The sequence below is a fragment of the Leisingera aquimarina DSM 24565 genome (assembly GCF_000473165.1).
GTDB classification, from domain to species: Bacteria; Pseudomonadota; Alphaproteobacteria; order Rhodobacterales; family Rhodobacteraceae; genus Leisingera; species Leisingera aquimarina.
Genome location: NZ_AXBE01000014.1, coordinates 108,596 through 135,355 on the forward strand (window position 1 = coordinate 108,596; position 26,760 = coordinate 135,355).

21 protein-coding genes and 2 pseudogenes are annotated in these 26,760 nt (G+C 62.1%); 16 read left to right on the plus strand and 7 right to left on the minus strand.

The annotated features are described in order from the left end of the window. Positions 1 to 10: 10 nt before the first annotated feature. Complete coding sequence (locus AQUI_RS0103420; RefSeq protein WP_027256250.1) at positions 11 to 1,219, plus strand: mandelate racemase/muconate lactonizing enzyme family protein; 1,209 nt, start codon at positions 11 to 13, stop codon at positions 1,217 to 1,219. 235 nt (positions 1,220 to 1,454) lie between these two features. On the opposite strand, the gene speB is transcribed toward AQUI_RS0103420, so the two are convergent. Beyond that, positions 1,455 to 2,426 (minus strand): agmatinase, encoded by a 972-nt coding sequence (speB, locus tag AQUI_RS0103425; protein ID WP_027256251.1) that lies wholly within the window; start codon positions 2,424 to 2,426, stop codon positions 1,455 to 1,457. A 140-nt stretch (positions 2,427 to 2,566) separates the two neighbouring features. Here speB and AQUI_RS0103430 point away from each other — a divergent pair, with 140 nt between their 5' ends. Together AQUI_RS0103430 and AQUI_RS0103435 are read left to right on the plus strand one after the other, a co-directional pair. Then, positions 2,567 to 3,325 (plus strand): helix-turn-helix transcriptional regulator, encoded by a 759-nt coding sequence (locus tag AQUI_RS0103430; protein WP_245596855.1) that lies wholly within the window; start codon positions 2,567 to 2,569, stop codon positions 3,323 to 3,325. A gap of 361 nt (positions 3,326 to 3,686) precedes the next feature. Beyond that, a complete protein-coding gene (locus tag AQUI_RS0103435; RefSeq protein WP_245596856.1) occupies positions 3,687 to 4,481 on the plus strand; it encodes an inositol monophosphatase family protein in 795 nt (264 codons plus the stop codon). A gap of 63 nt (positions 4,482 to 4,544) precedes the next feature. Here the strand turns inward: AQUI_RS0103435 and AQUI_RS0103440 are convergent, their stop codons facing one another. Continuing rightward, positions 4,545 to 5,348 (minus strand): helix-turn-helix transcriptional regulator, encoded by an 804-nt coding sequence (locus AQUI_RS0103440; protein ID WP_027256254.1) that lies wholly within the window; start codon positions 5,346 to 5,348, stop codon positions 4,545 to 4,547. 127 nt (positions 5,349 to 5,475) lie between these two features. On the opposite strand from AQUI_RS0103440, the gene AQUI_RS0103445 reads away from it, so the two are divergent. From AQUI_RS0103445 to AQUI_RS0103485, 9 genes are all read left to right on the plus strand, one after another. Beyond that, positions 5,476 to 7,455 carry a CocE/NonD family hydrolase gene (locus AQUI_RS0103445; RefSeq protein WP_027256255.1) on the plus strand — a complete coding sequence of 660 codons (1,980 nt, stop codon included), beginning with the start codon at positions 5,476 to 5,478 and terminating at the stop codon, positions 7,453 to 7,455. Between the two features lie 22 nt (positions 7,456 to 7,477). After that, on the plus strand, positions 7,478 to 9,040 hold the full coding sequence (locus AQUI_RS0103450) for an ABC transporter substrate-binding protein (RefSeq protein WP_027256256.1): 1,563 nt from the start codon (positions 7,478 to 7,480) through the stop codon (positions 9,038 to 9,040). A gap of 97 nt (positions 9,041 to 9,137) precedes the next feature. After that, positions 9,138 to 10,076, plus strand: a complete 939-nt coding sequence (locus AQUI_RS0103455; RefSeq protein WP_027256257.1) for an ABC transporter permease — start codon at positions 9,138 to 9,140, stop codon at positions 10,074 to 10,076. Between the two features lie 10 nt (positions 10,077 to 10,086). Further along, complete coding sequence (locus AQUI_RS0103460; RefSeq protein WP_027256258.1) at positions 10,087 to 10,944, plus strand: ABC transporter permease; 858 nt, start codon at positions 10,087 to 10,089, stop codon at positions 10,942 to 10,944. Continuing rightward, the gene (locus AQUI_RS0103465) at positions 10,941 to 11,921 is read left to right on the plus strand and encodes an ABC transporter ATP-binding protein (protein WP_027256259.1); all 981 of its coding nucleotides are present in this window, start codon (positions 10,941 to 10,943) and stop codon (positions 11,919 to 11,921) included. The genes AQUI_RS0103460 and AQUI_RS0103465 overlap by 4 nt, the downstream gene beginning before the upstream one ends. Then, complete coding sequence (locus tag AQUI_RS0103470; protein ID WP_027256260.1) at positions 11,918 to 12,856, plus strand: oligopeptide/dipeptide ABC transporter ATP-binding protein; 939 nt, start codon at positions 11,918 to 11,920, stop codon at positions 12,854 to 12,856. The genes AQUI_RS0103465 and AQUI_RS0103470 overlap by 4 nt, the downstream gene beginning before the upstream one ends. Further along, on the plus strand, positions 12,853 to 13,641 hold the full coding sequence (locus tag AQUI_RS0103475; RefSeq protein ID WP_027256261.1) for an SDR family NAD(P)-dependent oxidoreductase: 789 nt from the start codon (positions 12,853 to 12,855) through the stop codon (positions 13,639 to 13,641). The genes AQUI_RS0103470 and AQUI_RS0103475 overlap by 4 nt, the downstream gene beginning before the upstream one ends. Positions 13,642 to 13,659: 18 nt before the next feature. After that, a complete protein-coding gene (locus AQUI_RS0103480) occupies positions 13,660 to 15,282 on the plus strand; it encodes an amidohydrolase (RefSeq protein WP_027256262.1) in 1,623 nt (540 codons plus the stop codon). 5 nt (positions 15,283 to 15,287) lie between these two features. Next, positions 15,288 to 16,784, plus strand: a complete 1,497-nt coding sequence (locus tag AQUI_RS0103485) for a M81 family metallopeptidase (RefSeq protein ID WP_027256263.1) — start codon at positions 15,288 to 15,290, stop codon at positions 16,782 to 16,784. A gap of 56 nt (positions 16,785 to 16,840) precedes the next feature. Here AQUI_RS0103485 and AQUI_RS0103490 read toward each other — a convergent pair whose 3' ends face one another. The 4 genes from AQUI_RS0103490 to AQUI_RS0103505 all read right to left on the minus strand — a co-directional run bounded on the left by AQUI_RS0103490 (position 16,841) and on the right by AQUI_RS0103505 (position 20,346). Next, a complete protein-coding gene (locus AQUI_RS0103490; RefSeq protein WP_027256264.1) occupies positions 16,841 to 17,344 on the minus strand; it encodes a universal stress protein in 504 nt (167 codons plus the stop codon). 16 nt (positions 17,345 to 17,360) lie between these two features. Continuing rightward, on the minus strand, positions 17,361 to 18,701 hold the full coding sequence (locus AQUI_RS0103495; protein ID WP_027256265.1) for a TRAP transporter large permease: 1,341 nt from the start codon (positions 18,699 to 18,701) through the stop codon (positions 17,361 to 17,363). Between the two features lie 21 nt (positions 18,702 to 18,722). Continuing rightward, positions 18,723 to 19,259: a TRAP transporter small permease gene (locus AQUI_RS0103500; protein WP_027256266.1), complete on the minus strand. Its 537-nt coding sequence runs from the start codon at positions 19,257 to 19,259 to the stop codon at positions 18,723 to 18,725. 73 nt (positions 19,260 to 19,332) lie between these two features. Beyond that, positions 19,333 to 20,346, minus strand: a complete 1,014-nt coding sequence (locus tag AQUI_RS0103505) for a TRAP transporter substrate-binding protein (RefSeq protein ID WP_027256267.1) — start codon at positions 20,344 to 20,346, stop codon at positions 19,333 to 19,335. A gap of 166 nt (positions 20,347 to 20,512) precedes the next feature. Between AQUI_RS0103505 and AQUI_RS0103510 the strand changes: the two genes are divergently transcribed. After that, the gene (locus tag AQUI_RS0103510; protein WP_027256268.1) at positions 20,513 to 21,442 is read left to right on the plus strand and encodes a LysR family transcriptional regulator; all 930 of its coding nucleotides are present in this window, start codon (positions 20,513 to 20,515) and stop codon (positions 21,440 to 21,442) included. Positions 21,443 to 21,537: 95 nt separating this feature from the next. Here the strand turns inward: AQUI_RS0103510 and AQUI_RS0103515 are convergent, their stop codons facing one another. Then, positions 21,538 to 21,987, minus strand: coding sequence for an Lrp/AsnC family transcriptional regulator (locus AQUI_RS0103515; RefSeq protein ID WP_027256269.1), 450 nt, complete (start codon positions 21,985 to 21,987; stop codon positions 21,538 to 21,540). 307 nt (positions 21,988 to 22,294) lie between these two features. Here AQUI_RS0103515 and AQUI_RS31765 point away from each other — a divergent pair. From AQUI_RS31765 to AQUI_RS0103530, 3 genes and pseudogenes are all read left to right on the plus strand, one after another. Further along, positions 22,295 to 22,648: pseudogene (locus tag AQUI_RS31765) on the plus strand (hypothetical protein); the annotation flags it as partial. 108 nt (positions 22,649 to 22,756) lie between these two features. Then, positions 22,757 to 23,799 (plus strand): annotated as a pseudogene (locus AQUI_RS29120) (methyl-accepting chemotaxis protein); the annotation flags it as partial. A gap of 700 nt (positions 23,800 to 24,499) precedes the next feature. After that, entirely contained in the window at positions 24,500 to 26,758 is a 2,259-nt protein-coding gene (locus tag AQUI_RS0103530) for a methyl-accepting chemotaxis protein (RefSeq protein ID WP_027256270.1), read from the plus strand. Positions 26,759 to 26,760: the final 2 nt, after the last annotated feature.

Genomic DNA, 26,760 nt, shown 5'->3' on the forward strand with positions numbered 1-26,760 from the left:
GAAATCCGTGATGAAACTCGACAAGATCGAAACCTTTGTGTTCGGCAATCCGCCGCCGCGCCATGGCGGGCGCTATTTCATCTTTGTGCGCCTGACCACGGCTTGTGGCATCACCGGGGTTGGGGAGATTTATAACGCCACCTTTGGACCAGACCTGTGCTGTGCGATGGCCAAGGAGATGTTTGCCCGCCAGTTCGCAGGCTGCGATCCGCATCATATCGAGAAGCTGTGGCGCAAATCCTATGGCGCTGGCTACACGCTTCGGCCCGATGTGACGGTGATGGGCGTGCTCAGCGGTCTGGAGATGGCCTGTTGGGATATCATCGGCAAGGCGGCGGGCAAACCGGTCTATGAGCTGATGGGCGGCCAGGTGCATGAGCGGCTGCGCAGCTATACCTATCTCTACCCGCCGGAAGGGGATGTGTATCCGGATCCGGAGGCGCCGAATGTCTATAACGATCCGGATATCGCCGCCGAGGTTGCTTTGCAGCGGGTGAACCAGGGTTTCACCGCGGTGAAATTCGATCCTGCCGGGCCTTATACGATCTATGACGGGCATCAGCCGCGGATGGAGGATCTGGAGCGCAGCGAGATGTTCGTCAAACGCATCCGCGAGACGGTCGGCACCCGTGCGGACCTGTTGTTCGGCACCCACGGGCAGTTCACCGTCTCTGGTGCCAAGCGGATGGCGCGGCGGCTGGAACCCTATGAACCCTTGTGGTTCGAGGAGCCGGTCCCGCCGGAAAACCCCGCCGATATGGCCGAAGTGGCGCGGTTTACCTCGGTGCCGGTTTCGACCGGTGAACGGCTGTGCACCAAGCATGAATTCGCGCGGGTGCTGGAGGCTGGTGCGGCCTCGATCCTGCAGATGGACCTGGGGCGCGTTGGCGGTCTGCTGGAGGCCAAGAAAATCGCCAGCATGGCCGAAACACGGCAGGCGCAGATCGCACCGCATCTGTATTGCGGGCCAGTGGTGGCGGCAGCAAACATCCAGATCGCAACCTGCAGCCCCAACTTCCTGATTCTGGAGTCGATCGGCACCTTTGAGGGACCTTACATGTCCTGCCTTAAATCCTCGATCACCTGGGAAGAGGGCTATGTGATCCCGTCGGCCGAGCCAGGGCTGGGCGTTGAACTGGATGACGCGGCGATTGCCGCCAGCCCCTGCACCGGCAGCGAGCTGCATCTGGAGCTGGCGCAGGAGCCGGTGGTTCAGTAGCGGCTGCAAGCGCCTCCGCTACGCCGGGGGCGCCGTTGACTTGCGGGGACCAGGGACGACGGCTATCCGGCGGCGGCCGGGACCGGCCGGATGGTCCTGCGCCAGCCGGGCAGCGGCGGCGTTGCCGCACCCAATGGCGGGCGAGGCATAACCCGAGCTTTGTACGGCCGGTGGTTTCCACGCGTGCGGCCGCATTTGGCACCCGCCGCAAGCTCTTGCGGCGGGAGTATCCGCCTCACCGCTGGCCGGAGGGACCAGCGGCGTAGAGGCAGAGCAGGTCATTGGCGATGGTGGCCGCAGCGATGGCGGTGATCTCAGAGATGTCATAGGCCGGGGCGACCTCGACCACATCCATGCCGGCCACGTCTATGCCTGCCAGCCCGCGGATGATCTCCTGCGCCTGATATGGCGTGAGCCCGCCAATCACCGGCGTGCCGGTTCCGGGGGCCAAGGCAGGCTCAAGCGCGTCGATGTCGAAGGTCACATAGGTCTTGTGATCTCCGACGATGGAGCGGATTTTCCCGGCCACCGCCTCGGGGCCTGTTTTCTGCACCTCGATGGCATCGATGATATTCATGCCCATCGGATCGGGATTGTGGGTGCGGATACCGACCTGGACCGAGCGGGCGGGATCCACCAGCCCTTCGCGGATGGCGTGCCACAGCATGGTGCCGTGATCGATGCGGCCTTCCTCGTCCGCCCAGGTGTCGGAATGGGCGTCGAACTGGATCAGGCTGAGGGGCCCGTGTTTCTCCGCATGCGCCTTCAGCAGCGGATAGGTGATAAAGTGGTCGCCGCCGATGGACAGCAGCGCGGTATCGGTGGCCAGCACATCGCGGGCGGCCTGGGCGATCTGGCCCGGCACCTTGTGCGGATAGCCATAGTCGAATTCGCAGTCGCCATAGTCGACAACCCGCAGCGCCTCGTAAGGATCCGCCTCCCAGGGCCAGGGTTTCGACCAGGCGATATGGCTGGAGCCGGAGCGCACGGCGCGGGGCCCCAGCCGGGTGCCGGAGCGGCTGGAGACCGAGAGGTCAAAGGGCACGCCCATCACTGCCACATCCGCGCCGCTCAGGTCGCGGGTATAGCGGCGGCGCATGAAGCTGAGCGCGCCGGCATAGCTGGCCTCGGCAATCACGCCGCGGTCATCGCTGCGGGTAAAGGCCAAGTCGCCCTGTACGGGGTTCACGCTGGAGGTTTCGGTCATCTGGGGCTCCGTTGGATTGAAATTCCGGTCGGCCCCAGTTTGAAATCCGCACTTATGCCAGTAAACTTGGCGAAGAGCATATATCGTTAGGTATAGATTTGAACGCTGAGCCCCCCCATCCTCCGTTAGCCGCCGGCTGGGTGACCGCCCTGGCTGCTTTGGCAGAAACACTTGGCACCGACCGCTTTCCCGGTGCGCTGCGGCAAATCCTGTCGCAGTGCTGCAGCTTTGATTCGATGATCATCTCACGCTACGAAGGCGCACTGCCGCCTGTGTCGCTGTATCAGGATCTGGATGAGCTGCAGGCGGCGATCACAGTGGAGTTCTATGCCAGCGGCCCCTATCTGCTGGACCCGCTGTATCAGGCCTGCCGCAACGGCTGTACTCCGGGGGCCTACCGGCTGATGGATCTGGCACCAGAGGCGTTCTACCGGTCGGAATATTACCGCGCCTTCTACCGCAAGATCAGTATCAGCGACGAAATCGGCGTGCTGGTACAGGACGGGGCAGAGCGCTGGGTCATCGTCTCGCTGGCCCGTTTTGCCCGCCGGCAGCGGTTTGAGGCGGCGGATACCGCGCGGCTGAATGCGGTGTTCCAGGTGATCTCCGCCGCGGTCCGGCGGCAATGGGGGCTGGCAGAGACGGCAGCAGAAGGTTTCCAGAAGCCGGATTGGGAGGACCGGATGCAGACCTTTGGCACCGGCGTCCTCAGCCCGCGGGAACGGGAGGTGGTGCAACTGGTTTTGCAGGGGCATTCGACGCCTTCGGCCGCCGCGTACCTTGGGATTGCTGAAGGCACCGTCAAAGTCCACCGGCATCACGCCTATTCCAAACTGGGAATTGCGTCGCAGGCTGAGCTGTTCTCTATGGCCACCCGGCATCTGGCTGGGGCAGGTTAGCTTCAGGCGCAGGCCGATGGCCTTCTGCAGCTTTGCCGGAACTGACTGCTGCGTGCCAATGATGGCAGCAGTATCCGGGGATGGGCAACGGAACAATCCAATCTCAATTCAGATTTATCCGCATGGGAAACGGTCAATTCAACGAGTTATTTCTTTCATATACACAAGATACTCTGACTATATATGATAATACGGTCATTATCCCTGCTTTTTGTTGATTATTTCCACACCATCGCGAAAACTGCTATCAAGCCGGGAATCGAAACGCGCAGCTGAGCGAGCGGCTGGAAGTCTAACAGAACGAAGTCGTTGCCGGCTCTCTGGAACCGAAATTCCGCCGGCTGAACCGGGACTGAAGATCATGGGAGTGGAACCTGAAACGATGCTGACGACACAGGATTACGCCGATCACGCCGTTCGGATTGCCGAAATCGCGGGGGATGCTGCCCGCGGCTATTTCCGCGGCCAGCTCGGGGTTGAATTCAAGGCGGATGAAAGCCCTGTTACCCAGGCCGACAAAGGGATCGAGGACAAGGTGCGCGCCTACTTGAAGCAGCATTTCCCCGGCCACGGCATCTTTGGCGAGGAACATGGGTTTGACGGTGCGGACCGCAACGATGTCTGGATCATAGATCCGATCGACGGCACCCGGTCGTTTCTGTCGGGACATCCGCTGTTCGGCTTTCTGCTGGGGTATTTGAAGGGCGGCGTCCCTCTGGCCGGGGTGATCGGTATGCCTGCCCTGGGGGAGACCTTTCTGGGCGTGCGCGGGGCAGGCGCCACGCTGAACGGCGCCCCGATCCGCGTGTCGGACCAGACCCGGCTGGATCAGTCGATCCTGTTCGTCAACGAGGGCGACAAGATCCACCGCGACTATCCGCAATTGTTCGAGCGGCTGATGCAGGCCGGCCAGACCCGCCGCTTTGCCTATGATTGTTATCCGCACGCGCTGCTGGCGGCAGGCCATGCGGATGCGGTCATCGACTATGACCTGCAGCCCTATGATTATCTGCCAGTGTCCGCGGTCATCGAAGCCGCAGGCGGGGTGATCACCGATTGGGACGGTCAGCCGCTGGGGTTGAAGTCCGACGGCCGGGTGATTTCGGCCGCAACGCCGGAACTGCACGGTGAAATGCTGGCGCTCATCAAGGGGTAACCCGGTGGCGGCCTTGTGAGCGGGCCGCGTGCCTCTGCACCGGTCAAGCGGCCGAAGCGTTGCTTAGAACAGGACGCTGCCCGGTGTTTCCGGAAGATCCGTCTGAGCCGGAGCCTCCAGGTAGTTGCGCACGGTGGGATCGATCCGCGGGCTGCGGACCGGGTAAACACCGCAGGCGGCAATCGCCTCGCGCGCCGAGACCCGCTCATCCAGGCGCTTCCAGATCGCCCGCGCCGAATAGGGGCGCGGAAACGGCCGCCAGGCCACACCCATGGTCATGCCGCGCAAGTATTTCAGTTGCTGGCGGTGGGCGGAAAACAGGATGGTCTGCGCCACGCTGCCCTCGCGGGCGCGCTCATGCTCGGTGATGAACAGCCGGTTGCCGCGCAAGGTGACCATGCCTTCGTACCGCGAAATCTGCCGGATGCTTTGCTCGGGGTCATGGGCGATCTCCAGGTTGCGGGACAGAATATACCCGTCCTGCTCAATAAACCGGGTCAGCGAGCAGAAGATCCCTTCGCCCCAGGACGGGGTGCGGAAATAGGCGTGGTAGAAACCCAGATAACGTTTGAGATTGCGCTGCTGGCCTCGGAACGGCGACAGGAACCGGTCTGCCGGGATGTGCTGCACCGGGCCTGCGGCCTCCTCCAGCCGGGCTTCGAATTCAGAGTTCGCGGTGAACAGCTGCGCCTCCGGGATCGAGAAATACCGGGCGATCCGGCGCAGGTTATGGGCGGCGGGCAGGCTGCTGCCATTGAGGTAGCGGTTGAATTGCTGGCGGTTGATGCCGATCTCGCGGCAGATCTGCGCGATGCTGCCATGCTCGGCGCAAAGCGAGCGCAGATTTTCTGAAAAACTCTCCGGCAAAGCCCAGTATCCTTCGCTAATTGACGCTAATTTGGCTCTCAAAGCGTCAGTTCGCGCATGTTTGCACAGTTTCGTATCTGAAGAAACCGGGTTTTCTAGAAGGACAGTAACCCAGTCAGAGACCGAAATGCCCGCAGCAAGCACCCTTCATCACTGGATCCCGATGCCGGATGGACGCCGGCTTGCGGCACGCCTGTGGATGCCGGAGGGCACCGGGCCGTTTCCCGCAATCCTTGAATACTTGCCGTACCGCAAACGTGACGGCACCGCTGCGCGGGACGAGACCACACACAGGGTGTTTGCTGCGGAAAGTTATGCCTGCCTGCGGGTGGACATTGCTGGCACCGGCGACAGCGACGGCGCGTTTGACGACGAATATTCCGAACAGGAGCTGCGCGACGGCGAGGCTGTTCTTGCCTGGATCGCAGCGCAGTCCTGGTGCACCGGGCGGGTGGGGATGATCGGGATCTCCTGGGGCGGGTTCAACGGATTGCAGCTGGCCTTCCGCCAGCCGGAGGCGCTGAAAGCGGTGGTCACCGTGGCCTCGGCCGTGGACCGTTATGCGGACGACATCCACTTTATGGGTGGCTGTCTGGTGGGCGACAATGCCAATTGGGGCGCCCACATGTTTGCCTATCTGACCCGGCCCGCAGACCCGGAGCTGCGCCCGGATTGGCGCGATGACTGGATATCGCGGATGGAAAATGTGCCGTTCAGCGCCGCGGACTGGATGCTCCATCCGCGGCGGGACGGGTATTGGAAACACGGCTCCGTCTGCGAGGACTGGTCTGCAATCCAGGCACCGGTTCTGGCCATTACCGGCTGGGCCGACCCTTATGTGAATACCCCGCCCGCCCTGGCAGCCAATCTGAGCGTGCCCGCCAAAGCGATGACCGGCCCCTGGGAGCATCGCTATGCGCATCTGTCCAAACTGGCACCGGCCGATTTCCATTCCGAGGTGCTGGGCTGGTTCGACCGCTGGCTGAAGCAGGAGGAAAACGGCGCCGAGGATCTGCCCGCCTACCGCGCCTTTATGCAAGAGCATTTCAACCCCACTGCCTCGGCCTCCCCGCGCAAAGGCCGCTGGGTGGCCGAGGCAGACTGGCCTTCGCCGAATGTGTCCGAAGCGGCCTGGCATCTGGTGCCGGGAGGCTTTGCGGAAACGGCAGGGCAGGGGGTGCTGGCTGTCCGCTCGCCCGCCCATGCGGGGCAGGCCGGGGGTTATTTCTGTCCGGGCATGCGGATAGATAATGAGCTGGCAGGCGATCAGTCCGAGGATGACGCGCTGTCGGTCTGCTTTGACAGCGCCGCGCTGGATGCACCGCTGGAGCTGCTGGGGCGGGCCCGGCTGCGGCTGCGCTTTGCAGCGGACAAGCCGGCGGCGCAGATCACCGCGCGCCTGTGCGATGTTTCACCCGAAGGCGTGTCGCAACGGATCACCTTCAGGCCGCTGAACCTGACCCACTGCACTAGCCACGAGACGCCGGAACCGCTGGTGCCCGGACAGGTCTATGAGGCCGAGATCGCGCTCAATGAATGCGGGCACCGCTTGCGGGCGGGCCATAGGCTGCGCTTGGCGTTGTCGACCTCCTATTGGCCGATGATCTGGCCCGCACCGGAGGCCGCGGGGGTCACCCTGCATCTGGAAGGCTGCGCGCTGTATCTGCCGGTGCGCGCGGCGAGTGCGGAAATCGACCCGGCCAATCCCGGCCCGGCGCAGGATTATCCGGTGCTGCGGGCCGCGGAACTGCGCGCGCCTGCGGCCCGTTCGGAGCGCAGGGTGCTGGAAGACGGCACCGTGCTGCTGGAAACCTTCGATGACTTCGGCGAGACGCGGGATCCCTATCACGGGCTGGCCACGGGCAGCCATGTTACGATGCGCTATGCCATTCACCCCGGCGATCCGGCCTCGGCCCGGTTTGAAACGCAGTGGCGTTTCACCTTTGAACGGCAGGGCTGGCAGGTCGCCATCGATACCGAAAACACCATGTTTTGCGACGGGCGGAATTTCTATCTGACCCGGAAATTGCGCGCCACCGAAGGCGCGGATGAAACGGAAGTCCTGACAAAGGAATGGGCTGAAACCCTTCCGCGCGGGCTTCTTTGATCTGATCTTAAGGGAGGAAACCATGAAGATCGAATGGACCAAAGCGCCGGTGGGGCGCCGCAATTTTCTGAAAGGCGCAACCGCGCTCGGGGCGGCGGCTGCGCTGCCGATGGGCTTGGGAGGCCGTGCCATGGCGGCAGAGGGCGGCACTTTGCGGGTGCGCTCCTACGGTGATCTGCAAAGCATCGACCCGGCGTTTTCCAAAGGGGTGATCGACGAAGAAATCCACGCCTCGATCTACAACAAGCTGATCCAGTACAAACCCGGCCGCGAATGGGACTGGCAGATGGACGCCGCCGCGATGATCGAACAGGGCGACGAGACCCACATCAAATTCGCGCTGCGCGATGACATCGGTTTTACCAACGGCTTTGGCGCGATGACCGCCGAAGACGTGAAGTTCAGCTTTGAACGCATCGTCGCGGATGAAACCGAAAGCCCGAACAAACCCGACATGGGCCCGCTGAGCCACGTCGAAGTGACCGGCGAGCGTGAAGGCACCATCGTGCTGAAGGAACCCTTTGCGCCGCTGTGGAGCATCGCGCTGCCTTATATCACCGGCAATATCGTGTCGAAAAAGGCCTGGGAGGCCGCGGGCGGCAAGGCAACCACTGATCCGCTGGCGGAATCCGGCCCCTACCTGCGCGACAGCTGGTCGCCGAAGGAAAAAACCGTCTTGAAGCGCAACCCGGACTGGAAGGGTGATGCCCCGGCCTGGGATACCATCGAGATCCTGCCGATTGACGATGAAAACACTGCAGAGATCGCCTTTGAAGCGGGTGAGCTGGATTTCACCCGCGTCTCGTTGGGGTCGGTTCAGCGTTACCGCGACGGGGTGCCGAATGGCGGCACGCTGCTGGAATACCCGTCGCTGTATTACACCTGGCTGGGCATGAACCTGGATCACCCCAAGCTGCAGAACAAGAAGCTGCGGCAGGCGATCCAGCACGCGATTGATGTGCCCTCGGTTCTGGAGGCGGCCTATTTCGGGGCGGTGGACCCCTCAACAGGCATCATCGCGCCGGGCCTTGCCGGCAACCGTCCGCAATCGCTGGTGCCGCCGCAGGCGGATTTCGCAAAAGCGGCGGAACTGCTGGCGGAATCCGGTGAGACCAACGTCACCCTGAAGCTCGACACGCTGAACAAGACCACCTTCACCACTGCGGCGCAGGTGATCCAGGCGACGCTGGCGCAGATCGGTATCACGGTTGAAGTCAACGTGCTGGAATCCGGTGCCTTCTGGGCCAGCGCCGACAACGAGGACCTGCAGCTGGTGCTGAACCGCTACTCGATGACACCGGACCCGTATTACGCTACCTCGTGGTTCACCACCGAGCAGGTCGGCCACTGGAACTGGGAGCGCTTCAGCAATGATGAATACGACCAGATCCATACCTCGGCCTCGCAGCTGACCGATCAGGCCAAGCGGGCCGAGATGTATCAGCGGGCGCAGGATCTGATGGAAGAAAGCGGCGCCTACCGCTTCCTCACCCATGAGGCGACGCCGGTGATCCACTCGGCAGGTGTTGTCCCAGCATTGCGGCCCGACGGGCTGGCGCTGCTGCGCTACTTCGGCAAGGCCTGATCCTCCCCCAAGGCCTGACCGATGGGCACGGCTGCAATTTGCGGTGCAGCCGTGCCGAATACCTTCCGCACAGCGAGAACAAGGGAGCCATGCGGCCATGTTACTTTATGCACTCCGGCGCTTTGGGCTGGCGCTGCTGATCCTGATCGTGGCGGTCACCGTCATGTTCCTGATGATCCGCGCCGTGCCCGGCGATCCGGTCCAGATCATGTTGGGCCCGCGCGCCACGCCAGAACTGCAGGCGCGCCTGACGGCGGAGCTGGCGCTGGACCAGCCGGTCTGGAAACAGCTTGTCATCTTTTACGGCAACCTTTTGCAGGGCGATCTGGGGATTGATGTGTTCTCTGGCCGCTCGGTGACCGATATCGTGTTCCAGCAGTTGCCGCATACCCTGTGGCTGATCCTGGGTTCGATCATCTGGTCCGCCACCCTGGGGATCGGGCTGGGGGCCTATGCGGCAGCCCATCCCAATACCTTGATCGACCGTGTCACCGCAGCGATTTCCGTCAGCTTTGTTGCTGCCCCCGCCTTTGTGGTGGCGCTGCTGTCGCTGCTGGTCTTTGCCGTGCATCTGCAATGGTTCCCGGCCATCGGAGCCGGAGAAGGTTTCTGGGACCGTCTGAACCATCTGGTGCTGCCGGCCTTTGCTATCGGCCTCAGCTGGGTTGGCTATATCGCCCGGCTGGTGCGCGCCTCGATGCTGGAGGTGATGGGCGAGAGCCATATCCGCACCGCCCGCGCCTTTGGCATCAACGAGCGCCGGGTGGTGATGGTCTACGCGCTGCGCATCGCCATTCTGCCGGTGGTTACGGTGATCGGCGTCGGCATGGGCTTCCTGCTCTCGTCTGCCGTCTTTGCCGAGATCGTCTTTGCCCGCCCTGGCCTTGGCAAGCTGGTGATCGACAGCATCACCACCCGAAACTATCCGATCGTGATGGGATCCGTGTTGATCTCGACCGGCCTGTTTGTGGTCTCCACTGCACTGGCCGATCTGATCAACGCCTGGCTCGATCCCCGCGCTCGCACGGCGAATTAAGGAGGGCGTTATGACCAAATCCCGTTCCGAACTGGGCCAGATCATTCACGGCGTCGCCCGTGACCCGCTGGGGCTGATGGGGCTGATTATCGTCGGCACCATTGTGTTCTGCGCCGTCTTTGCCGTCTGGATTGTGCCCTATGATCCCGTGGCGATGAATATCAAGGATCGCCTGCAAGGGCCGTCCGCTGCACATGTCCTGGGCACCGATCAGCTGGGCCGCGATACGTTTTCCCGCGTCGTGATGGGCGGCCAGGTCGCCCTGAAAGTGGCGCTGCCCGCCGTATTCGGCGCTATGGCCATCGGCCTGACACTGGGCATGATCGCGGGCTACGGGCCGAAATGGCTCGACAACCTGCTGATGCTGTTTTTCGACACCATCCGGTCCTTTCCAACAGTGATGTTTGCGCTGGCCGTGGTGGCATTGGTGGGGCCAAGCCTGCAGACCGTGGTTGTCGTGGTTATGGCCACTTCGATCCCAACCTATGGCCGGGTGGCGCGGACCCAGACACTGACCTTGCGCAATTCCGAGTTCATCCTCGCCGAACGCTCGATGGGGGCCAGCATGAAACGCATCCTCGGCGTGCATATGCTGCCCAATATCGTCGGAGTGCTGGCGGTGCTGGCGGCGATGGACATCCCCACCGTGATCGCGCTGGAGGCCGGGCTGTCGTTCCTGGGCCTTGGGGTGAAACCGCCGACACCCAGCTGGGGCGCGCTGCTGAAAGACGGCTATTCGCTGATCCGCCAGACCCCCTGGCTGGTGGTGGGCGGCGGGCTGCCGATCATCTTGGCAACGCTTGGCTTCACCTTCCTGGGCGAAAGCCTGCGCGATGTGGTTGACCCGAAACTGAGGAAACAGCGATGACTGATACGCTTCTGGAAATCGACCGCCTCAGCGTCGATTATGAAACCGCCCGCGGTGACCTGAAAGCCCTGCGCGATATCAGCTTTGATGTGCGCAAGGGCGAGATTGTCGGCATCGTCGGCGAGTCGGGCTGCGGCAAATCCACCCTGATCTCCTCGATCCTGCGGTTGACTGCGCCGAACACCCGGTTCCGTCAGGGCGAGGTGCGGTTTAAGGGCGAAGACCTGCTGCAACTGCCGGAACGCAAGATGCGCGATCTGCGCGGCGCCGATATCTCTATCGTGTTTCAAGACCCGATGCAGACCCACAACCCGGTTTTGTCTATCGGCCAGCAGATGCTGGATATCCAGCACCGCTCCAAGGCGTCGAAGGCGGACAAACGGGCGCGCGCGGCGCAGATGCTGGGCGCCGTCGGCATCCCCGACCCGGAGGCGCGGCTCGCGCAGTTCCCGCATGAGTTCTCCGGCGGTATGCGCCAGCGGATCGCCATTGCCATGGCGCTGATGTCGGAGCCGGATCTGCTGATCGCGGATGAGCCGACAACGGCGCTGGACGCCACACTGGAAGTGCAGATCATCGAGCGCCTGCAGGAACTGCAACAAGAGTTCGACTGCGCCATCCTGTTCATTTCGCACCATCTGGGGGTGATAGCGGAACTCTGCGACCGGGTGGTGGTGATGTATGCCGGCGCGGTGATCGAAAGCGGTGACGTGCGCGAGATTTTCCACGATCCCAAGCACCCCTACACCCGCCGTCTGATCGACTGCGATCCGGGCCATATCAAGGAACGCGCCCGCGTGCTGCCGACCATCCCCGGCGAGGTGCCGGATCTGGCCAACCTGCCCGGCGGCTGCATCTTCCGTGACCGCTGCGACCAGGCGATGCCGCGCTGCGCCGCCGAGGTGCCGCCGCTGGCGCAGTTGAAAGAAGGCCACCACGCTGCCTGCTGGCTGAACCATAAGGAGGCCGCAGAATGAGCCTGCTGGATGTGAAAGACCTCAAGACCAGCTATGGTCCGGTCAATGTGCTGGCTGGTGTCAGCTTTACCGTTGAACCCGGCGAAACTTATGCGCTGGTTGGCGAAAGCGGCTCTGGCAAGACCACGGTGATCCGGGCGATTGCCGGGATGGCACCGGCACAGGAGGGGTCCGTCAAGTTCGACGGCCAGGAGATCCGCGGTGCCTCGGAGCGCACCTTGCGGCCTCTGCGCAAGAACATTGCGATGATGTTCCAGGACCCGGTTGGCTCGCTGTCGCCGCGTTTGACGATCCGCAGCCTGATCACCGAACCCTACCGCATTCAGGGCATGAAGGACCGTGATCTGGACGCCGAGGCCAAGCGGTTGCTGGAAATGGTGAACCTGCCGGCGCATTTTGCCGACCGCTATCCCTATCAGCTGTCGGGCGGTCAGGCGCGGCGGGTCGGTGTTGCCCGCGCGCTGGCGCTGGAGCCGAAGCTGATCCTGGCAGATGAACCCACCGCGGGTCTGGATGTGTCAGTCCAGGGTGAGTTGCTCAACCTGATGAACGACCTGCGCGAGCGGCTGGGACTGGCGATGGTGATCATCACCCACAATCTCAACGTGGTGCGTCATGTGGCTGACCGGATGGGCATCCTTTACCTGGGCCGCTTGGTCGAGGAAGGCGCCACCGAGACGGTCTTTCACGAGCCTCGCCACCCCTATACCCGCTGCCTGCTGAGCGCGAACCCGGAACCCGATCCAGATGCCCGGCTGGAGCGCATCGCCCTGAAAGGCGAGCCGCCCAGCCTGCTGAAACGCCCCTCGGGCTGCGAATTCCGCGAACGCTGTCCGTTTGCGCAGGAAATTTGCACGCAGACACCGCAATGGGAGGTCGACAACGGCCACGGGCTGCGCTGCCTGGCGCCATTGCATCAGGGAACGGCAGCATGACGCGCTTTACTGGCAAGACGGTCCTGGTGACCGGCGGCCATTCCGGCATCGGCCTGGCTATCGCTGAACGGTTTGCTCAGGAAGGCGGCGCATTGCTCCTAGCTGGGCGCAATGCTGAAAGGGGGAATGCCGCCGCTGCAAAGATCCGCGCTTCCGGTGCCGAATGCAGGTTCCTGCAAGGCGACCTGGCGCAGGAGGAAGATGTGGCGGCGCTGGCGGCAAACCTCACCCGGCTGGATGTGCTGGTCAACAATGCGGGGCTGGGCAGCCGCCGCACCGAGCACGGCGCGGATGACAGCCCCGGCACCCGCTGGGACCGCATCCGCGGCGGCAATCAGGACAGCACCTATCTGATGACCGCCCATTGCCTGCCGCTGCTCGAGGCCGCTGGCGGGTCGGTGGTGAACATCTCCTCGACTGCCGCCTGGCATGGCAACTGGGGGCTGTATGGCGTGGCCAAGGCCGGGGTGGAGGCGCTGACCCGCGCCTTTGCTGCCGAAGCCGCACCTGTGCGGGTGAACGCGGTCAGCCCCGGCTGGATTGAAACTGACGTCACTGCCGGCGCCTCGGGCAAAGCCGGCGGAGAGTGGGACATGCCGCCTTCGCTGCTGAACCGCATGGGCAGCGGCGCCGAGATCGCCGGGGCGGTGGCCTTCCTTGCCTCTGAAGATGCTTCCTTTGTTACCGGCCAGACGCTGATCGCTGATGGCGGGCTGACCCTGATCGACTACCCCTCGCGCCCGTTCCTGGAGCAGCGCGGGCATGTTCTGAAATCACAAAACTGAACTCCGGACTATCAAGCCATGACATCCGTGCTGTATTTCAATGGCCCGATCCTGACAATGGACGCGGCCAATTCCACGCCTGAGGCGGTGCTGACCGACGGTGAAACGATCCGCATGACTGGACCTGCGTCCGAGCTGCGCGCGCAAATGCCTGCAGGCACGCAGGAAGTGGATCTGCAAGGCCAGACCCTGATTCCCGCCTTCATCGACCCGCACGGGCATTTCCCCGATCCCGGCTTCATCCGGCTGTTCCGGGTGAACCTTGCCTCCGCCCCCAGCGGCGATTGCCCGGACATCCCCGCCGCGCTGGCGCGGCTGCAGGCCAGGGCGGCGGAAACCCCTGCGGGAGAGTGGGTGATGGGGGTGCTGTTTGACAACACGGCCATTGCCGAAGGCCGGATGCCGACACGGGCCGAGCTGGACAGTGTGTCAACCGATCACCCGGTTTGGGTGATTCACGCTTCGGGCCACAACGGGTCTGCAAACTCTCTGGCGCTGCAGAAACACGGTGTGAACCGCGATACGCCCGACCCGTTGGGCGGGCGGTTCGGGCGTGATCCGGAAACCGGCGCGCTGAACGGGCTGATAGAGGGCCTGTCAGCGATGCGCGACATGGGCGATACCGATTTCCTGATCGACCGCGAGCGGTTCTGGGCGGGTTTCAACAGCTGCCGCGATGAATACCTGTCTTATGGTGTCACCTACGCGCAGAACGCCTGGGCCACGCGGGAAATGCTTGAGCATTTCGCCTCGCTGCCTGCGGATCAGGATCCCGGCTATGATCTGATGCTGCTGCCTATCGGCGGGCTGGAACCGGCACTGACCAGCGGCCCCGATGCTCTGGACTGGCCCGGCAATCCGCATTTCACCCTTGGCCCGCGCAAGCTGTTCACCGACGGGGCATTTCAACTGCAGACCGCCTATCTCAGCGCGCCGTACCACAAACCAGTGGACCCGGAGCACCCCTGCGGGATGCCCTATGCCGATGAAGCGGAACACCGCCGCGAGGTGAAAAAGCTGCATGATCTAGGCTATCAGATCCACTGCCACTGCAACGGCGATGCCGGCGCGCAGATGTTCATTGATGCGGTCGCCGCAGCGCTGGAGGCCAACCCGCGCACGGATCACCGCCACACGATCATCCATGGCCAAGCCCTGCGCGATGACCAGCTGCAGCAGATGGCCGAACTGGGGATCACCGTCAGCTTCTTCCCGGCACATGTGCATTTCTGGGGCGACCGGCATTACGACACCTTTCTGGGGCCGGATCGTGCCGGGCGGATCTCACCCTGTGCCTCGGCTGAGCGGTTTGGCGTGCGCTATACCATCCACAATGACGCCTCGGTCACGCCGACGCGGCCCATCCACCTGGCCCATTGCGCCGTGAACCGGCTGACGGCCAGCGGGCGGCGGCTGGGCGAGGACCAGCGGATCAGCGCGCTGTCTGCCCTGCGCGCGCAGACCATCGACTCTGCCTGGCAGGTTTTCAAGGAGGACACCCGAGGCTCAATCGAGCCTGGCAAACTGGCGGATTTTGCAATTCTGAACCGCAATCCGCTGGAAGACCCTGTCCGCATTGAGACCACCAAGGTCACGCGGACAATCCGCCGTGGCAAAACGGTTTGGGCGCAGGGGCAATGACAGATATGCGAGTAAAACCGCGGATAGCCATCGCCGGTTTTCAACACGAAACCAATTGCTTCGGCACTACCATGGCCGGGATGGCGGAGTTCGAGATGGCCGACTCCTGGCCCGCTATGCTGCATGGCGACGAAGTGATCGCAGAGACGCGCGGCATGAACCTGCCCGTCGCAGGTTTCGCCAAGGCGGCAGAGGGCGCAGGGATGGTGCTGGTCCCGGTGCAATGGTGCTCGGCAGAGCCTTCGGCGCATGTGACCGACGCGGCCTTTGAAACCATCTGCGGCCGGCTGCTGGACGGGCTGCACGCCGCCGGGCCGCTGGACGGGGTTTTCCTGGATCTGCATGGGGCAATGGTCACGGAAACATATGCCGACGGCGAGGGCGAGATCCTGCGCCGGGTGCGCGCCCTGGTTGGGGCGGACCTGCCGATCGTGGTCAGCTTGGACCTGCACGCAAATATCTCGGCGGCGTCGGTCGATCTGGCCTCCTACATCGCGATTTTCCGCACCTATCCGCATCTAGACATGGCAGAAACCGGCGCACGCTGCGTGCCGGTGCTGCAGAACCTGCTGGCGGGTAAAGTGCTGCACAAGGCGTTCCGGCAGATGGAGTACCTGATCCCGCTGCATGCGCAATACACCGGCGCAACACCCGGGAAGCAGCTTTATGCAGCACTGCCGCACCTGGAGCAGGGCGGGGTTCTTGCGGATATCGCACTGGGGTTCACTGCGGCGGATTTCCTGGACACACGGCCGTCTTGCGTTGCCTATGGCCCAACAGCTGCGGCGGCAGTACAGGCGGCTGACCGTATTGCGGCGCTGTTTGCCGAACTGGAATCACAATCGGAACACCCGATGCTGACGCCGCAGCAGGCCGCCGCAATTGCCTGCCAGCCACGTTCGGGCAAGCTGGTGGTGCTGGCGGATGTGCAGGACAATCCGGGTGCCGGCGGCACCTCGGACACCACAGGTCTGCTGGCGGCATTGGCAGGCGCGGGTGCGCAAGGCGTGCTGATGGGCCTGTTTCATGACCCGCAAACAGCAGCGGCGGCGCATGAGGCCGGGCGAGGGGGTATCTTCCGCGCAGCCCTTGGCGGGCGGTCAGGCACGTCCGGAGACCAGCCGTTTGAGGCAGAGTTTCAAGTGGTGGCGCTTGGCGATGGCATGTGCCGTTACTCCGGCGAGATGTATGGCGGCGGGGTCGCTACGCTGGGCCTGACCGCCGCGCTGCGGCTGCATGGGGTCGAGGCGGATATCACCCTGGTGGTGACCAGCATCCGCAACCAATGCCTGGATCTGGCGCATTTCACCCATATCGGACTGCAGCCGGAGGGTTTCCGCACCATCTGCGTCAAAAGCACCGCCCATTTCCGCGCCGATTTCGAGCCGGTGTCGAGTGCGGTCTATCCGGTGGCGGCGCCAGGTGTGTTTCCCTGCGATCTGGGTTCGTTTCCCTACAAAAACCTGCATCCAGACGTAAAAGCCGCCCCTGCAAAAGCCTGAGGCTTGTTGCACGGGCGGAGTTTGCAAGCGGCCATAAACACCGCTTGCGGGGAGGATCAGTCGTCGTCTTCGCCGTTCTGGTAAGGCACCACCAGCGTCGGGATCTGCGAGCGGCGCAGCACCCGCTTGGCCACGGTGCCCAGGAACGTGTGCGAGAACCCGTGGTCATGGGCGCCCAGCACAATCAGATCGCAGCCCAGCTCAACCGAGCGGCGCAGGATCACCTCTGCCGGATGGCCGTCGGTCACCTCAACCGAGGTGACCTGTTCGCGGATCTTGGCATCATCGCCCTCCAATGCTGCCCAGAACCGGGCCTGCCGCTCGGCCAGGACCTTCTTCACCATCTCATGCCGCCGTTTGGCCGCAGATTTGCGGGTCTCGTCGTTCAGCACGAACATCTCGAAGGTGATCCTGGCATCATCCGAGATCGGCTCATTCACGTGCAGCACGTGGATTTCCGCCCCCGTCGCCTGCGCCAGGCTGGCCGCATGGCGCAACGCATAAGGCGAGTTCTGCGACAGATCGGTGGCAAACAGGATGTTGGTGATCATCGGTTTCATATCAGACCCTTTCACATCAATAGCCAAACAGCCGCGGCAGCCACAGCGAGATTTCCGGGAAGAACGCGATAACGAAAATCGCAACCGTGTTCACCGCAGCAAAAGGCACGGCGCGCAGCGAGATCTGCTCGATCGAAATATTCGATATGCCGGAGGCAATGAACAGATTTTCCCCCAGCGGCGGCGTCTGGAAGCCGATGCCCAGCGTACAGACCATCACCACGCCAAAGTGGATCGGGTCAATGCCGACCGAATAGGCCACCGGCAGCATCACCGGCACCAGGATCAGGATGGTTGCCAGGGTTTCCATGAACATGCCGACAAACAGCAGGAAGAAGATGATCAGCGCCCAGATCACATAGAGGTTCTGGGTGAAGCTCAGCATGCTGTCCGCGATGATTGCCGGGATCTGATTTTCCACCAGCAGGCGGCCGAACACAGTGGCGGTGAACAGGATCAGCAGAACGCGGCCCGTCAGCCAGGTGGTCGCCTCAAGCGATTGGAACAGCGACGACCAGGTCAGCTCGCGATAGATGAAGACACCAACCACCAGCGTATAGAAGATCGCAACAATGGCAGCCTCTGTCGGGGTGAAGAAGCCGGTGTAGATACCGCCCAGGATCACCAGCGGCGCCATCAGCGACCAGAAACCCCGGTACATCTCGCAGCCGACGTTGCGGAACGACCAGCCGTCAGCCATGCCTTTGTAGCCGCGCTTTTTCGACATGAAGTAGTTCAGGATCAACAGGCTGGTGGCAATCAGGAAGGCGGGCACAAAACCAGCGATGAACAGTTTCGAGATTGAAACGGACTGGAAGGTGCCGAATTTCTCGACCGCTTCCGGCGGCGGTGCCATGCCAAGGGCTGCAATGCCGAAGATCACCATCGGGATCGACGGCGGGATGATGATGCCCAGGCCGCCCGACGATGCGGTCACAGCAGAGGCATAGCCCTTCTCATAGCCGCGGTCGATCATGGCGGGGATCATCAGCATGCCAACGGCGGCCGTGGTGGCGGGGCCAGAGCCGGAAATGGCACCAAAGAACAGACACGCCATCACGGTGGCAGCCGAGATACCGCCGGTGAACGGCCCGGCCAGGCTTTCGGCGACATTGATCAAGCGTTTCGAGATCCCCGCAGCCTCCATCAGCGCGCCTGCGAGAATAAACGCAGGCAGCGCCATCAGCGGGAAGGAGCCGACCGAGGTAAAGGCGATCTGCACAAATTTGATCGGGTTTTCGTCCAGATACAGGAACGACACCAGCGAGGCGACGCCAAGGGCCACCGTGATCGGAGCGCCCATCAGCAACAGCACCAGGAACGATCCGAACAGAATTGAGACGATTTGAGTTTCCATGTTTTTCTCCCTGTCCGGCGCTTACTTGCCGCGCTCTGCTTCGGTGGCGGCCTTGATTTCATCAAGGTCGATCTGATCGGGGTCGTGGATATCCTCGCCCTTGATCAGCTTTTTGTAGTTCACCTGCAGAATTCGGATGGTCATCAGGGTGAAGGCGATCGGCAGCACCATGTAGACGTATTTCATCTCGACGCCCAAGGTCTGGGATTTCCAGAACTTGTTCATCCTGTTGAAGACAAAGTCGTAGGCCAGCCAGATGAAATACACATTGAAGAAGATCCAGAACAGATCGGCAAATGCTTCGATGTATTTGATGTAGCGGTCGGGCAGGAATTTGAATTGAAACGTCACCCGGTTGTGCGCGCTTTTCAGGGCCGCATAGCTGGCACCGAAGAAAACAAACCAGACGAACATGTAGACCGACAGTTCCTCGATCCATGAAAATGAATGGCCGAACACCTCGCGCGAGACGATCTGCACAAACAGCAGAATGACAAAGCCGGACAGCAATAGGCGGCAGATATAGCTTTCTATATTGTCCAGGAATTTCCAGAACATGATGTACTCCTCCCCTGTGCAAAGCAGCGCACGTGGCGCTGCTTTGTTATTTTTAGTTATATGCCAGAGGCTCTTACTGAACCGGGTCGCGGCCAATGGTGGTCAGCACCGTGTTCAGCTTGTCGACACCGCCGATGGAGTCATAGAACTGGGGCCACACCGCTTCGGTCGCCAGCTTGATGAACTCGGCTTCATCATTTGCCGGATCGTCAATCTGCATGCCCTTGGCGAGCAGGCCTTCCTTGATCTCGGCTTCGATGTCGCGCAGATACTGCGCCGATTTCACGGTGGCTTCCTTGCCCGCTTCGATCAGGATCTGCTGGTCTTCTTCGGACAGGTCCTGGAACACGGCCTCGGAGACGATCAGCGGTTCGATGGAGAAGATGTAGCGCAGGTTGGTCACATATTCCTGCACCTCATAGAACTTCATCGCATTGATGGTGGTGTAGGGGTTGTCCTGACCGTCGACAACTTTGGTCTGCAGGCCGGTAAAGGTCTCGGACCAGGCCATCGGTGTCGGGTTGATGCCCCAGGACTTGTAGGTTTCGATCATGATCTCGTTCTTGGGAACGCGAATGACCAGATCCTGCAGGTCGGCAACATTGGTGACCGGCTTTTTCGAGTTGGTCAGACGGCGGAAACCGGTGTAGGTCCAAGCCAGAATGCGCACGCCGGCATCGCGGATGGTGTTGTCGGTCAGCTCCTGGCCAATCGGGCCCTGGGTCAGCTTTTCCGCATCTTCCAGGGACAGGATCACATAGGGCAGGGTGAAGACGCCAACCGAGGGCGAAAACGGTGTGACGTTGTTGATTGCCAGCAGCGACATGTCCAGGGTGCCGATGGCGGCCTCGTTAACAGTGTCCTGCTCCGAGCCCAGCTGGCCGTTCAGGAACATGGTGCCGGTATGCGCACCGCCGGATTTTGCTTCCAGCGCTTCAATGAAGAATTTGCCGGTGCCTTCCTGCGAGCTGCCGGCGCCGTCGCCCACGGCAATCTTGAAATTCTTGGCGGATACAGCGCCAGTGGTCAGCATCGCGGCGGCAGAAACGGCTGCGGTCAGCGTGCAGACCTTTTTGAGAAATGACATAACTTCCTCCCGTATTGTCATCTTGAAGACAAGGCGCGCGCTGGCACGCCCTCCATAGCGCTTGTGCCAGTCCGATCCTGCCTTGCTGGCGAAAGGCTACATTGCGTTTCATGTTTCTAGAATGTAAACTTCTGAAAGCAAGGTTTCACATATATCGAACTTAAGAATGAGCCGCAAAACACACGTAAAACATATTGCCGATGCCGATCTGAAACTGCTCCGGGTGTTCAAGGCCGTAGCCGAAAGCGGCGGGCTGGCCGCCGCCGAGACCGAGCTGAACATCGGCAAATCGACAATTTCAAAATACATCGCCGACCTGGAGCTGCGACTGGATCTGAAGCTGTGCAACCGCGGCCCGGCCGGGTTTTCGCTGACAGACGACGGCAGCAAGGTGCTGAAATCCGCCGAGGAACTGCTGACCTCAGTGTCGGATTTTCGAGCCGAAGTGAATGAGATCAAACAGCAGATGGCCGGCACCATCCGGATTGCCTTGTTCGACCAATGCGCCTCCAACCCCGAAGCTTTTGTGCCCGGCGGCATCCGGGCCTTTAACAAGGCCGCGCCTTCGGTGGAGATCGAACTGTCGCTGGAGCCGCCGAACGTGATCGAAACCAAGGTGATCAGCGGCCAGCTCGACATCGGCATCCTGGCGCTGCACCGGCCTTCTCCCAGCCTGGACTACATGCCGCTTTATGGAGAGAACATGTTTCTTTACTGCGGCAAGGGGCATCCGTTCTTTGACTGCAACCACACCAGCCTGGGGCTGCGGGATGTGCAGGCGATGAATTATGCAGGCATCCGGGTGAACTCGCCCAACCTGCATGTGGGGCAGAAACTAGGCTTCCGCCGCTCTGCCAAGGTGCAGAACGAGCAGGCGCTGGCGATCCTGATCATGTCGGGCAGCTATCTGGGGTTTCTGCCGGATCATCTGGCCGCCGGTTTCGTCGGCAGCGGCCTGATGCGCAAAGTCCTGCCCAGAGAGGTCTTCTACCGCAGCCAGTTTGCCGCAGCCACCCGCAAGCGGCCCGCGGTAAACCGTATCACCAAACTGTTCCTGGACACGCTGGTTGCGGCGCACTCGGGGCAGGCAGCATAGGATTGATGCAGCTCAGCCGCCGCGCAGTACACTTCGGCACAATATTCCCGGTGTCATTCCCGGTGTCGGCCGGTTCGGGCCTCTGATCGCTGGGCCTAAATGATGTCCAGCGACACCTTGACCCGGTCCATCACAACCGAGGAGGTAAAGCGGCTGACATTGGATTCATCAAAAAAATATTCCTGCGTGAACGCTTCGTATTCCTTGATGTCGCCAACGATGACCACAAGAATGAAATCAGCCTCGCCAGTGGTGTAATAGCATTGCTGCACCTGACTGGCCTGGCGCATCTTGCGCTTGAAGGCGTCCAGGTGCATCCTGCTTTCGCGCTCCAACACCACTTGCACGATCACAGTCATCTCCCGCCCCAGCCGGGCCGGGGAAAGAATGGCGATTTCCTTTTCGATCACACCGGTATCGCGGAGCTTTTTCAGCCGTTTCTGCACCGCCGGTGCCGACAGGCCGATCTCATGGCTGATGGCTTCGGCGGTCAGTTGCGCGTTGGACTGTATCAGCCGGAGGATATCGTGGTCTTTTTCATCCATAGCTGATTTTTCCCCTGCTTCGGCCTGAATGACAACTCGAATCCGCAAGACCGCGGGCGGCCTGCCCCCGGGGTTGGCGTTACCAGTTTCTTAGGCTTGCTGCCGAAAACTTGCCTTTGAATACACATGCCACTGCTTCCAGGATCCGGTTTGTTCCATATCCGGCCCGCCTCATGCAGCTGTGCGCAGTTGTTGCGGAGTTTTAGATGGGTATCAATCACAATTCCCTGCTGTTCAAACTGATCATCCGGTTCCGGCGGCCCTGCTCGCCTGTCTTGCAGCGGCCTGGTTCACTATCCCGCCGGCGATGGAACGCAACAGCATTGACGCCGCCCTGCAGACTGTCAATCAGATCAAGAAGATCCGCGGCTATTATATCCGCTACATCGTTAAAGATGTGGTGGTATCGCAATCCCTGCGCCCGGGGATCAATCATCAGGAAGATCCCCGCGTCATTCCGCTGCCCGCAGCCTTTGTGCATGACGTCAGCGCCTTGATGGCCGCAGAACGGAGCAGTTTCACACTCTACAGCCCCTATCCCTTTCCGGACCGCGCGGAGCGCCGGATGGACGGCTTTGTGCAGGACGGGGAAACCTTCCTGCGGGTGGCCGTCGCCGACCGGATGGTGTCTGAAGTCTGCGTCAGTTGCCACAACAGCCATGCCGCCTCCCCGAAATCCGACTGGCAACTGGGCGATGTGCGCGGCATCGTCGAAGTGCGCCAGAACATCTGCAGCACCCTGGCAGCCTCTGGCGGGTTCACCCGCTATCTGCTGGCCGGGCTGGGTGTTGCCAGCGCCGTGCTGCTGGCCGCCGTCCTGTTTGCCGCACGCGCTGTCACCCGGCCGGTTGCGAATATCTGCACCAGCATGAAAGCGGTTGCAGCAGGCAATCTGGACATCACCATTGCCGAGGCCGGCCGGCAGGACGAAATCGGCGCATTTGGCAGAACAATTGTAGAAATGCAGGGGGACCTGAAAAAGGCCCGCAAAATCGAAGAGGAGCGGGCGGAAACACAGGCCCGGCAACAGCAGGTTGTGGACAGCTTGCGGACCGGGTTGTCGCGCCTGTCCAACGGCGACTTTGCCTTCCATCTGACCGAGGCCTTTCCCGACGAACATGAAGGGTTGCGCCAGGACTTCAACCAAACTTCCGAAACGCTGAGTTCCACTGTGGCCCAGGTGATTGAGGCCGCAGGCAGCATCCGCAATGGCGCCGCTGAGATCAGCCAGGCCTCGGACGATCTGTCCCACCGCACCGAAAGCCAGGCGGCCACGCTGGAACAGACCGCCGCGGCGCTGGATGAGCTGACCGCTTCGGTGAAATCCGCCGCCGAAGGGGCCGGCAGCGTCGGAACCACCATGGAGGAGGCACGCTTGCAGGCCGAAACTAACCGCACCATTGTGCAAAATGCTGTCTCCGCCATGGCGGAGATCGAACAAAGCTCGAACCACATTTCGCAAATCCTCTGCGTGATCGACGACATCGCTTTCCAGACCAACCTTTTGGCGCTGAACGCAGGTGTCGAGGCAGCACGCGCTGGCGAGGCCGGCAGGGGTTTTCGGTGGTCGCCTCCGAGGCGCGCGCTTTGGCGCAGCGCTCATCAGACGCGGCGATGGTGGAAGAGGCCACCGCTGCCGGCCACATGCTGAACACTGATGCCGGCAAACTCGCGGAACTGGTGGCGCATTTACGGCTAACCGGCGGCAGTACTGCCCCGGCCCCGGCAATCCCCGCTCCCCAGCCGGCGCCTTGCGCGGCTCCCGAAACCAGCAGCGGAAATGCCGCCCGCAACCTCTGGCAGGATTTCTAGCGCCCCCTGGATAACCCTGTACCCTATGGTGCCGCGTCCCGGCTGAGGCCATTGGACAGCCAGGAAACGGTTCTTCGCGGCCCGTGCGCAGGATTTAACTGCACGCCGCTCGAAAACAGCCGGGCTTTCAACAGCTATCATTGCCCCCCTGCCATCGGGGCCGCAGCCAACCGCTGCGGCAGACAGGCCGATCCGTCCTGCGCCAGAAGATACGTCAAGGCCCAATCCATGAAATAGAAACGTGATAGAGGCGGCCCCGCCACCGGAGCAGGCCCCGGCATGCAGGCTGCGCACCGCCGGGCCGTAGCCGAGGCCGGGATACTTGCCCTGTGCACCAGGGCAAACGCCGCGCAGAAAGTCACCCAGACAATGCGGGCGCTTAGCGCAAGGGCAGCTTGAGGCCGGTGCAGTCCATACAAGATCCCCAAATTTGAATGTGTTCCTATATGACGGCTTGCGCCACCCAGGCTTGCATTTCCGTAATACATACGGTGGCAAACACGAGAATAATAAGGGAAAATACGCGATTATCGCCCAAGGGAGTTGAAATTCAAATTTGCGGCACCACAATTCCCGGAATTCCGGAAAACTTCATTTGCGATAGGCTTGCGGTACACACTTTTTCAGGACTTTCCTGATTAACACTCCTATAGGCCCCGGCTGCAACCGGTGCGCCGCCGATAGCAGGAGACCTTCGCCAATGCCCCGGACCATGAAACTGCCGCTCAAGCTGAAACTGCCGCTGATCATGGTGGCGCTGACGGGGGCCTTCCTCGTCACTGTGTCGCTGCTGGTTTATTCAATGGCTGAGCGCAGCATCCGGGAAAACGCCTTTGCCGCGCAAAGGATCGAGGCCAAATCCGGCGCCCAGGCGCTGGAATTCCTGATCAGGGCAGCCCGGTCCGATGTTTCCAGCCTGGCCGGCCAGCCCGCAGTATTCCGGGCGATCGGCAACTTCGAACGGGTGATCGGGATGGTCGAAGAAGACGACCCGATCGCCTATCTGAAACAGACTTATGCCGCAGAAAACCCGCATCCAGCGCAGCAGCGCGAGGAGCTGACAGACGCGGGCGACGGCAGTTATTACAACCAATCGCATGTCACCTATCACCCCACTTTCCTGCAAAGCCTGCGCTTGAACGGCTATCAGGACCTTTACCTGATCAGCGCCAAGGGGCAGGTGGTCTACTCGGTCAAAAAGCAGGATGACTTTCTGACCGGCATCGAGCCGGGTGCGGACAGCGGACTGGCCCAAGCCTTCAAGGCCGCCCTGCAGGCAGAGGCCGGCACCGTGGTTGCCGCAGACTTTGCCGCCTACAGCCACAGCCCCGATGGCGTTGCAGCCTTTTTGGCTGCGCCTGTCTTCTCCAAACGCAAACAGATAGTCGGCGTTATCGCCGTGCAGCTGGGCAGCAAGGGCGTCGTCTCTGCGCTGACCAGCAACCTGTCGGGCGGCACACATCAGAACATCTTTGTCGCCAGCAGCGACGGCCTGGCCCGCAGCCCGTCCTCGGTTGAGGGGCTGTTCCCGGTACTGCAGAAAATGCCGGACACGCCGCAAATCCAGGCTGCCAAAGCGCGCGAAGCCGGCCAGTTTGAGGCGGTTGCCTCTTCGCTGGGCCAACGCGCCATAGCTCTGGTGATGCCGCTGGAGCTGCCCGGCTTTGACTGGTCGCTGGTACTGGAAACCGACGAGCACACTGCCTTTGCTGTGGTCGAGCGCATCCGGCTGATTGCCGCGGGGCTGATTGGCGCTGCTCTGCTGGCGGCCATCGGCGTGTCCTGGCTGGCGGCGCGAAGCGTCACCCGCCCGATCCACGCTCTGCGCGAGGCCACAAATGCGCTGGCGGACAGCGACTATGACACCGACATTCTGGGCCGCGACCGCGGTGATGAGCTGGGCGACCTGGCCCGCAGCCTCGACAGTTTCCGCGGCAAACTGAAAGAGGCCGACGCCGCAGCTGCGCGCGAAGTGGAAGCCGCCCGTCACACCGCCGCCGTGGTCGACAGTATGAGCGCAGCCTTGTCCGAACTGCAGCGCGGCAACCTGACCTGCGACATCCAAGCGCCGTTTGACGGGCAATATGAGACCCTGCGGGAGAACTTCAACCGCAGTCTTCAGCGGCTGCGCGGATCCATGGGCGACGTGGTGGAGGCGGCTGAAAACGTTGGACGGTTTTCCGAGGAACAACGGGGCGCGGCCACCGAAATGGCCCATCGCACCGAAAGCCAGGCAGCGACGCTGGAAGAAACCGCAGGCGCCATCCGCGAGCTGACCGGCGGTATCCGCGACACCGCGGACCAAGCGGGCCGGATGGATGCAACCATGCGCGGCGCCCGCAGCGAAGCGGAACAAAGCACCGATGTGGTGACCTCTGCGGTCGCAGCGATGGACCAGATTCAGGAAGCTTCGTCAGAGATTTCCAAGATTATCAACATGATCGACGACATTGCCTTCCAGACCAACCTGCTGGCACTCAATGCCGGGGTGGAGGCCGCCCGCGCAGGCCCCGCCGGCGCAGGGTTTGCCGTGGTCGCCTCTGAGGTGCGTGCCCTGGCGCAGCGGGCCTCCAATGCGGCGGGGCAGATCAAAGGGCTGACCTCCGCCAGCGAGGAGCACGTGGCAAACGGCGTCGCGATGGTGGGCCGTGCGGGTGACGCGCTGACCAGCATCATCGAACAGGTCTCGGCGGTATCCGGGCTGGTCACCGACATTGCCGATGGCGTGCGCATCCAATCGCGCGGGCTGGAAAAAATCGATGGTGCCATGCACCAGCTGGACAACATGACCCAGCAGAATGCCGCCATGTCCGAGGAAGCCGCCGCAGCTAGCCAGCTGCTGCAAAATGAATCGCACAGCCTGACGGGTATCATTAGCCGGTTCGATCTGGGCAGCGGCGGCGCCGCCCCCGCGGCCAGCCACAAGGTCAACAGCGGTCCCGGCCGCCTGAGCGCCTGATG

What these genes read in the sequence shown, in the direction of transcription:
- AQUI_RS0103420 (WP_027256250.1), top strand. Translation starts at nt 11, where the DNA reads ATGAAACTCGACAAGATCGAAACCTTTGTGTTCGGCAATCCGCCGCCG.
- speB (WP_027256251.1), bottom strand. Translation starts at nt 2,426, where the DNA reads ATGACCGAAACCTCCAGCGTGAACCCCGTACAGGGCGACTTGGCCTTT.
- AQUI_RS0103435 (WP_245596856.1), top strand. Translation starts at nt 3,687, where the DNA reads ATGGGAGTGGAACCTGAAACGATGCTGACGACACAGGATTACGCCGAT.
- AQUI_RS0103445 (WP_027256255.1), top strand. Translation starts at nt 5,476, where the DNA reads ATGCCCGCAGCAAGCACCCTTCATCACTGGATCCCGATGCCGGATGGA.
- AQUI_RS0103450 (WP_027256256.1), top strand. Translation starts at nt 7,478, where the DNA reads ATGAAGATCGAATGGACCAAAGCGCCGGTGGGGCGCCGCAATTTTCTG.
- AQUI_RS0103455 (WP_027256257.1), top strand. Translation starts at nt 9,138, where the DNA reads ATGTTACTTTATGCACTCCGGCGCTTTGGGCTGGCGCTGCTGATCCTG.
- AQUI_RS0103460 (WP_027256258.1), top strand. Translation starts at nt 10,087, where the DNA reads ATGACCAAATCCCGTTCCGAACTGGGCCAGATCATTCACGGCGTCGCC.
- AQUI_RS0103465 (WP_027256259.1), top strand. Translation starts at nt 10,941, where the DNA reads ATGACTGATACGCTTCTGGAAATCGACCGCCTCAGCGTCGATTATGAA.
- AQUI_RS0103470 (WP_027256260.1), top strand. Translation starts at nt 11,918, where the DNA reads ATGAGCCTGCTGGATGTGAAAGACCTCAAGACCAGCTATGGTCCGGTC.
- AQUI_RS0103475 (WP_027256261.1), top strand. Translation starts at nt 12,853, where the DNA reads ATGACGCGCTTTACTGGCAAGACGGTCCTGGTGACCGGCGGCCATTCC.
- AQUI_RS0103480 (WP_027256262.1), top strand. Translation starts at nt 13,660, where the DNA reads ATGACATCCGTGCTGTATTTCAATGGCCCGATCCTGACAATGGACGCG.
- AQUI_RS0103485 (WP_027256263.1), top strand. Translation starts at nt 15,288, where the DNA reads ATGCGAGTAAAACCGCGGATAGCCATCGCCGGTTTTCAACACGAAACC.
- AQUI_RS0103490 (WP_027256264.1), bottom strand. Translation starts at nt 17,344, where the DNA reads ATGAAACCGATGATCACCAACATCCTGTTTGCCACCGATCTGTCGCAG.
- AQUI_RS0103495 (WP_027256265.1), bottom strand. Translation starts at nt 18,701, where the DNA reads ATGGAAACTCAAATCGTCTCAATTCTGTTCGGATCGTTCCTGGTGCTG.
- AQUI_RS0103500 (WP_027256266.1), bottom strand. Translation starts at nt 19,259, where the DNA reads ATGTTCTGGAAATTCCTGGACAATATAGAAAGCTATATCTGCCGCCTA.
- AQUI_RS0103505 (WP_027256267.1), bottom strand. Translation starts at nt 20,346, where the DNA reads ATGTCATTTCTCAAAAAGGTCTGCACGCTGACCGCAGCCGTTTCTGCC.
- AQUI_RS0103510 (WP_027256268.1), top strand. Translation starts at nt 20,513, where the DNA reads ATGAGCCGCAAAACACACGTAAAACATATTGCCGATGCCGATCTGAAA.
- AQUI_RS0103515 (WP_027256269.1), bottom strand. Translation starts at nt 21,987, where the DNA reads ATGGATGAAAAAGACCACGATATCCTCCGGCTGATACAGTCCAACGCG.
- AQUI_RS0103530 (WP_027256270.1), top strand. Translation starts at nt 24,500, where the DNA reads ATGCCCCGGACCATGAAACTGCCGCTCAAGCTGAAACTGCCGCTGATC.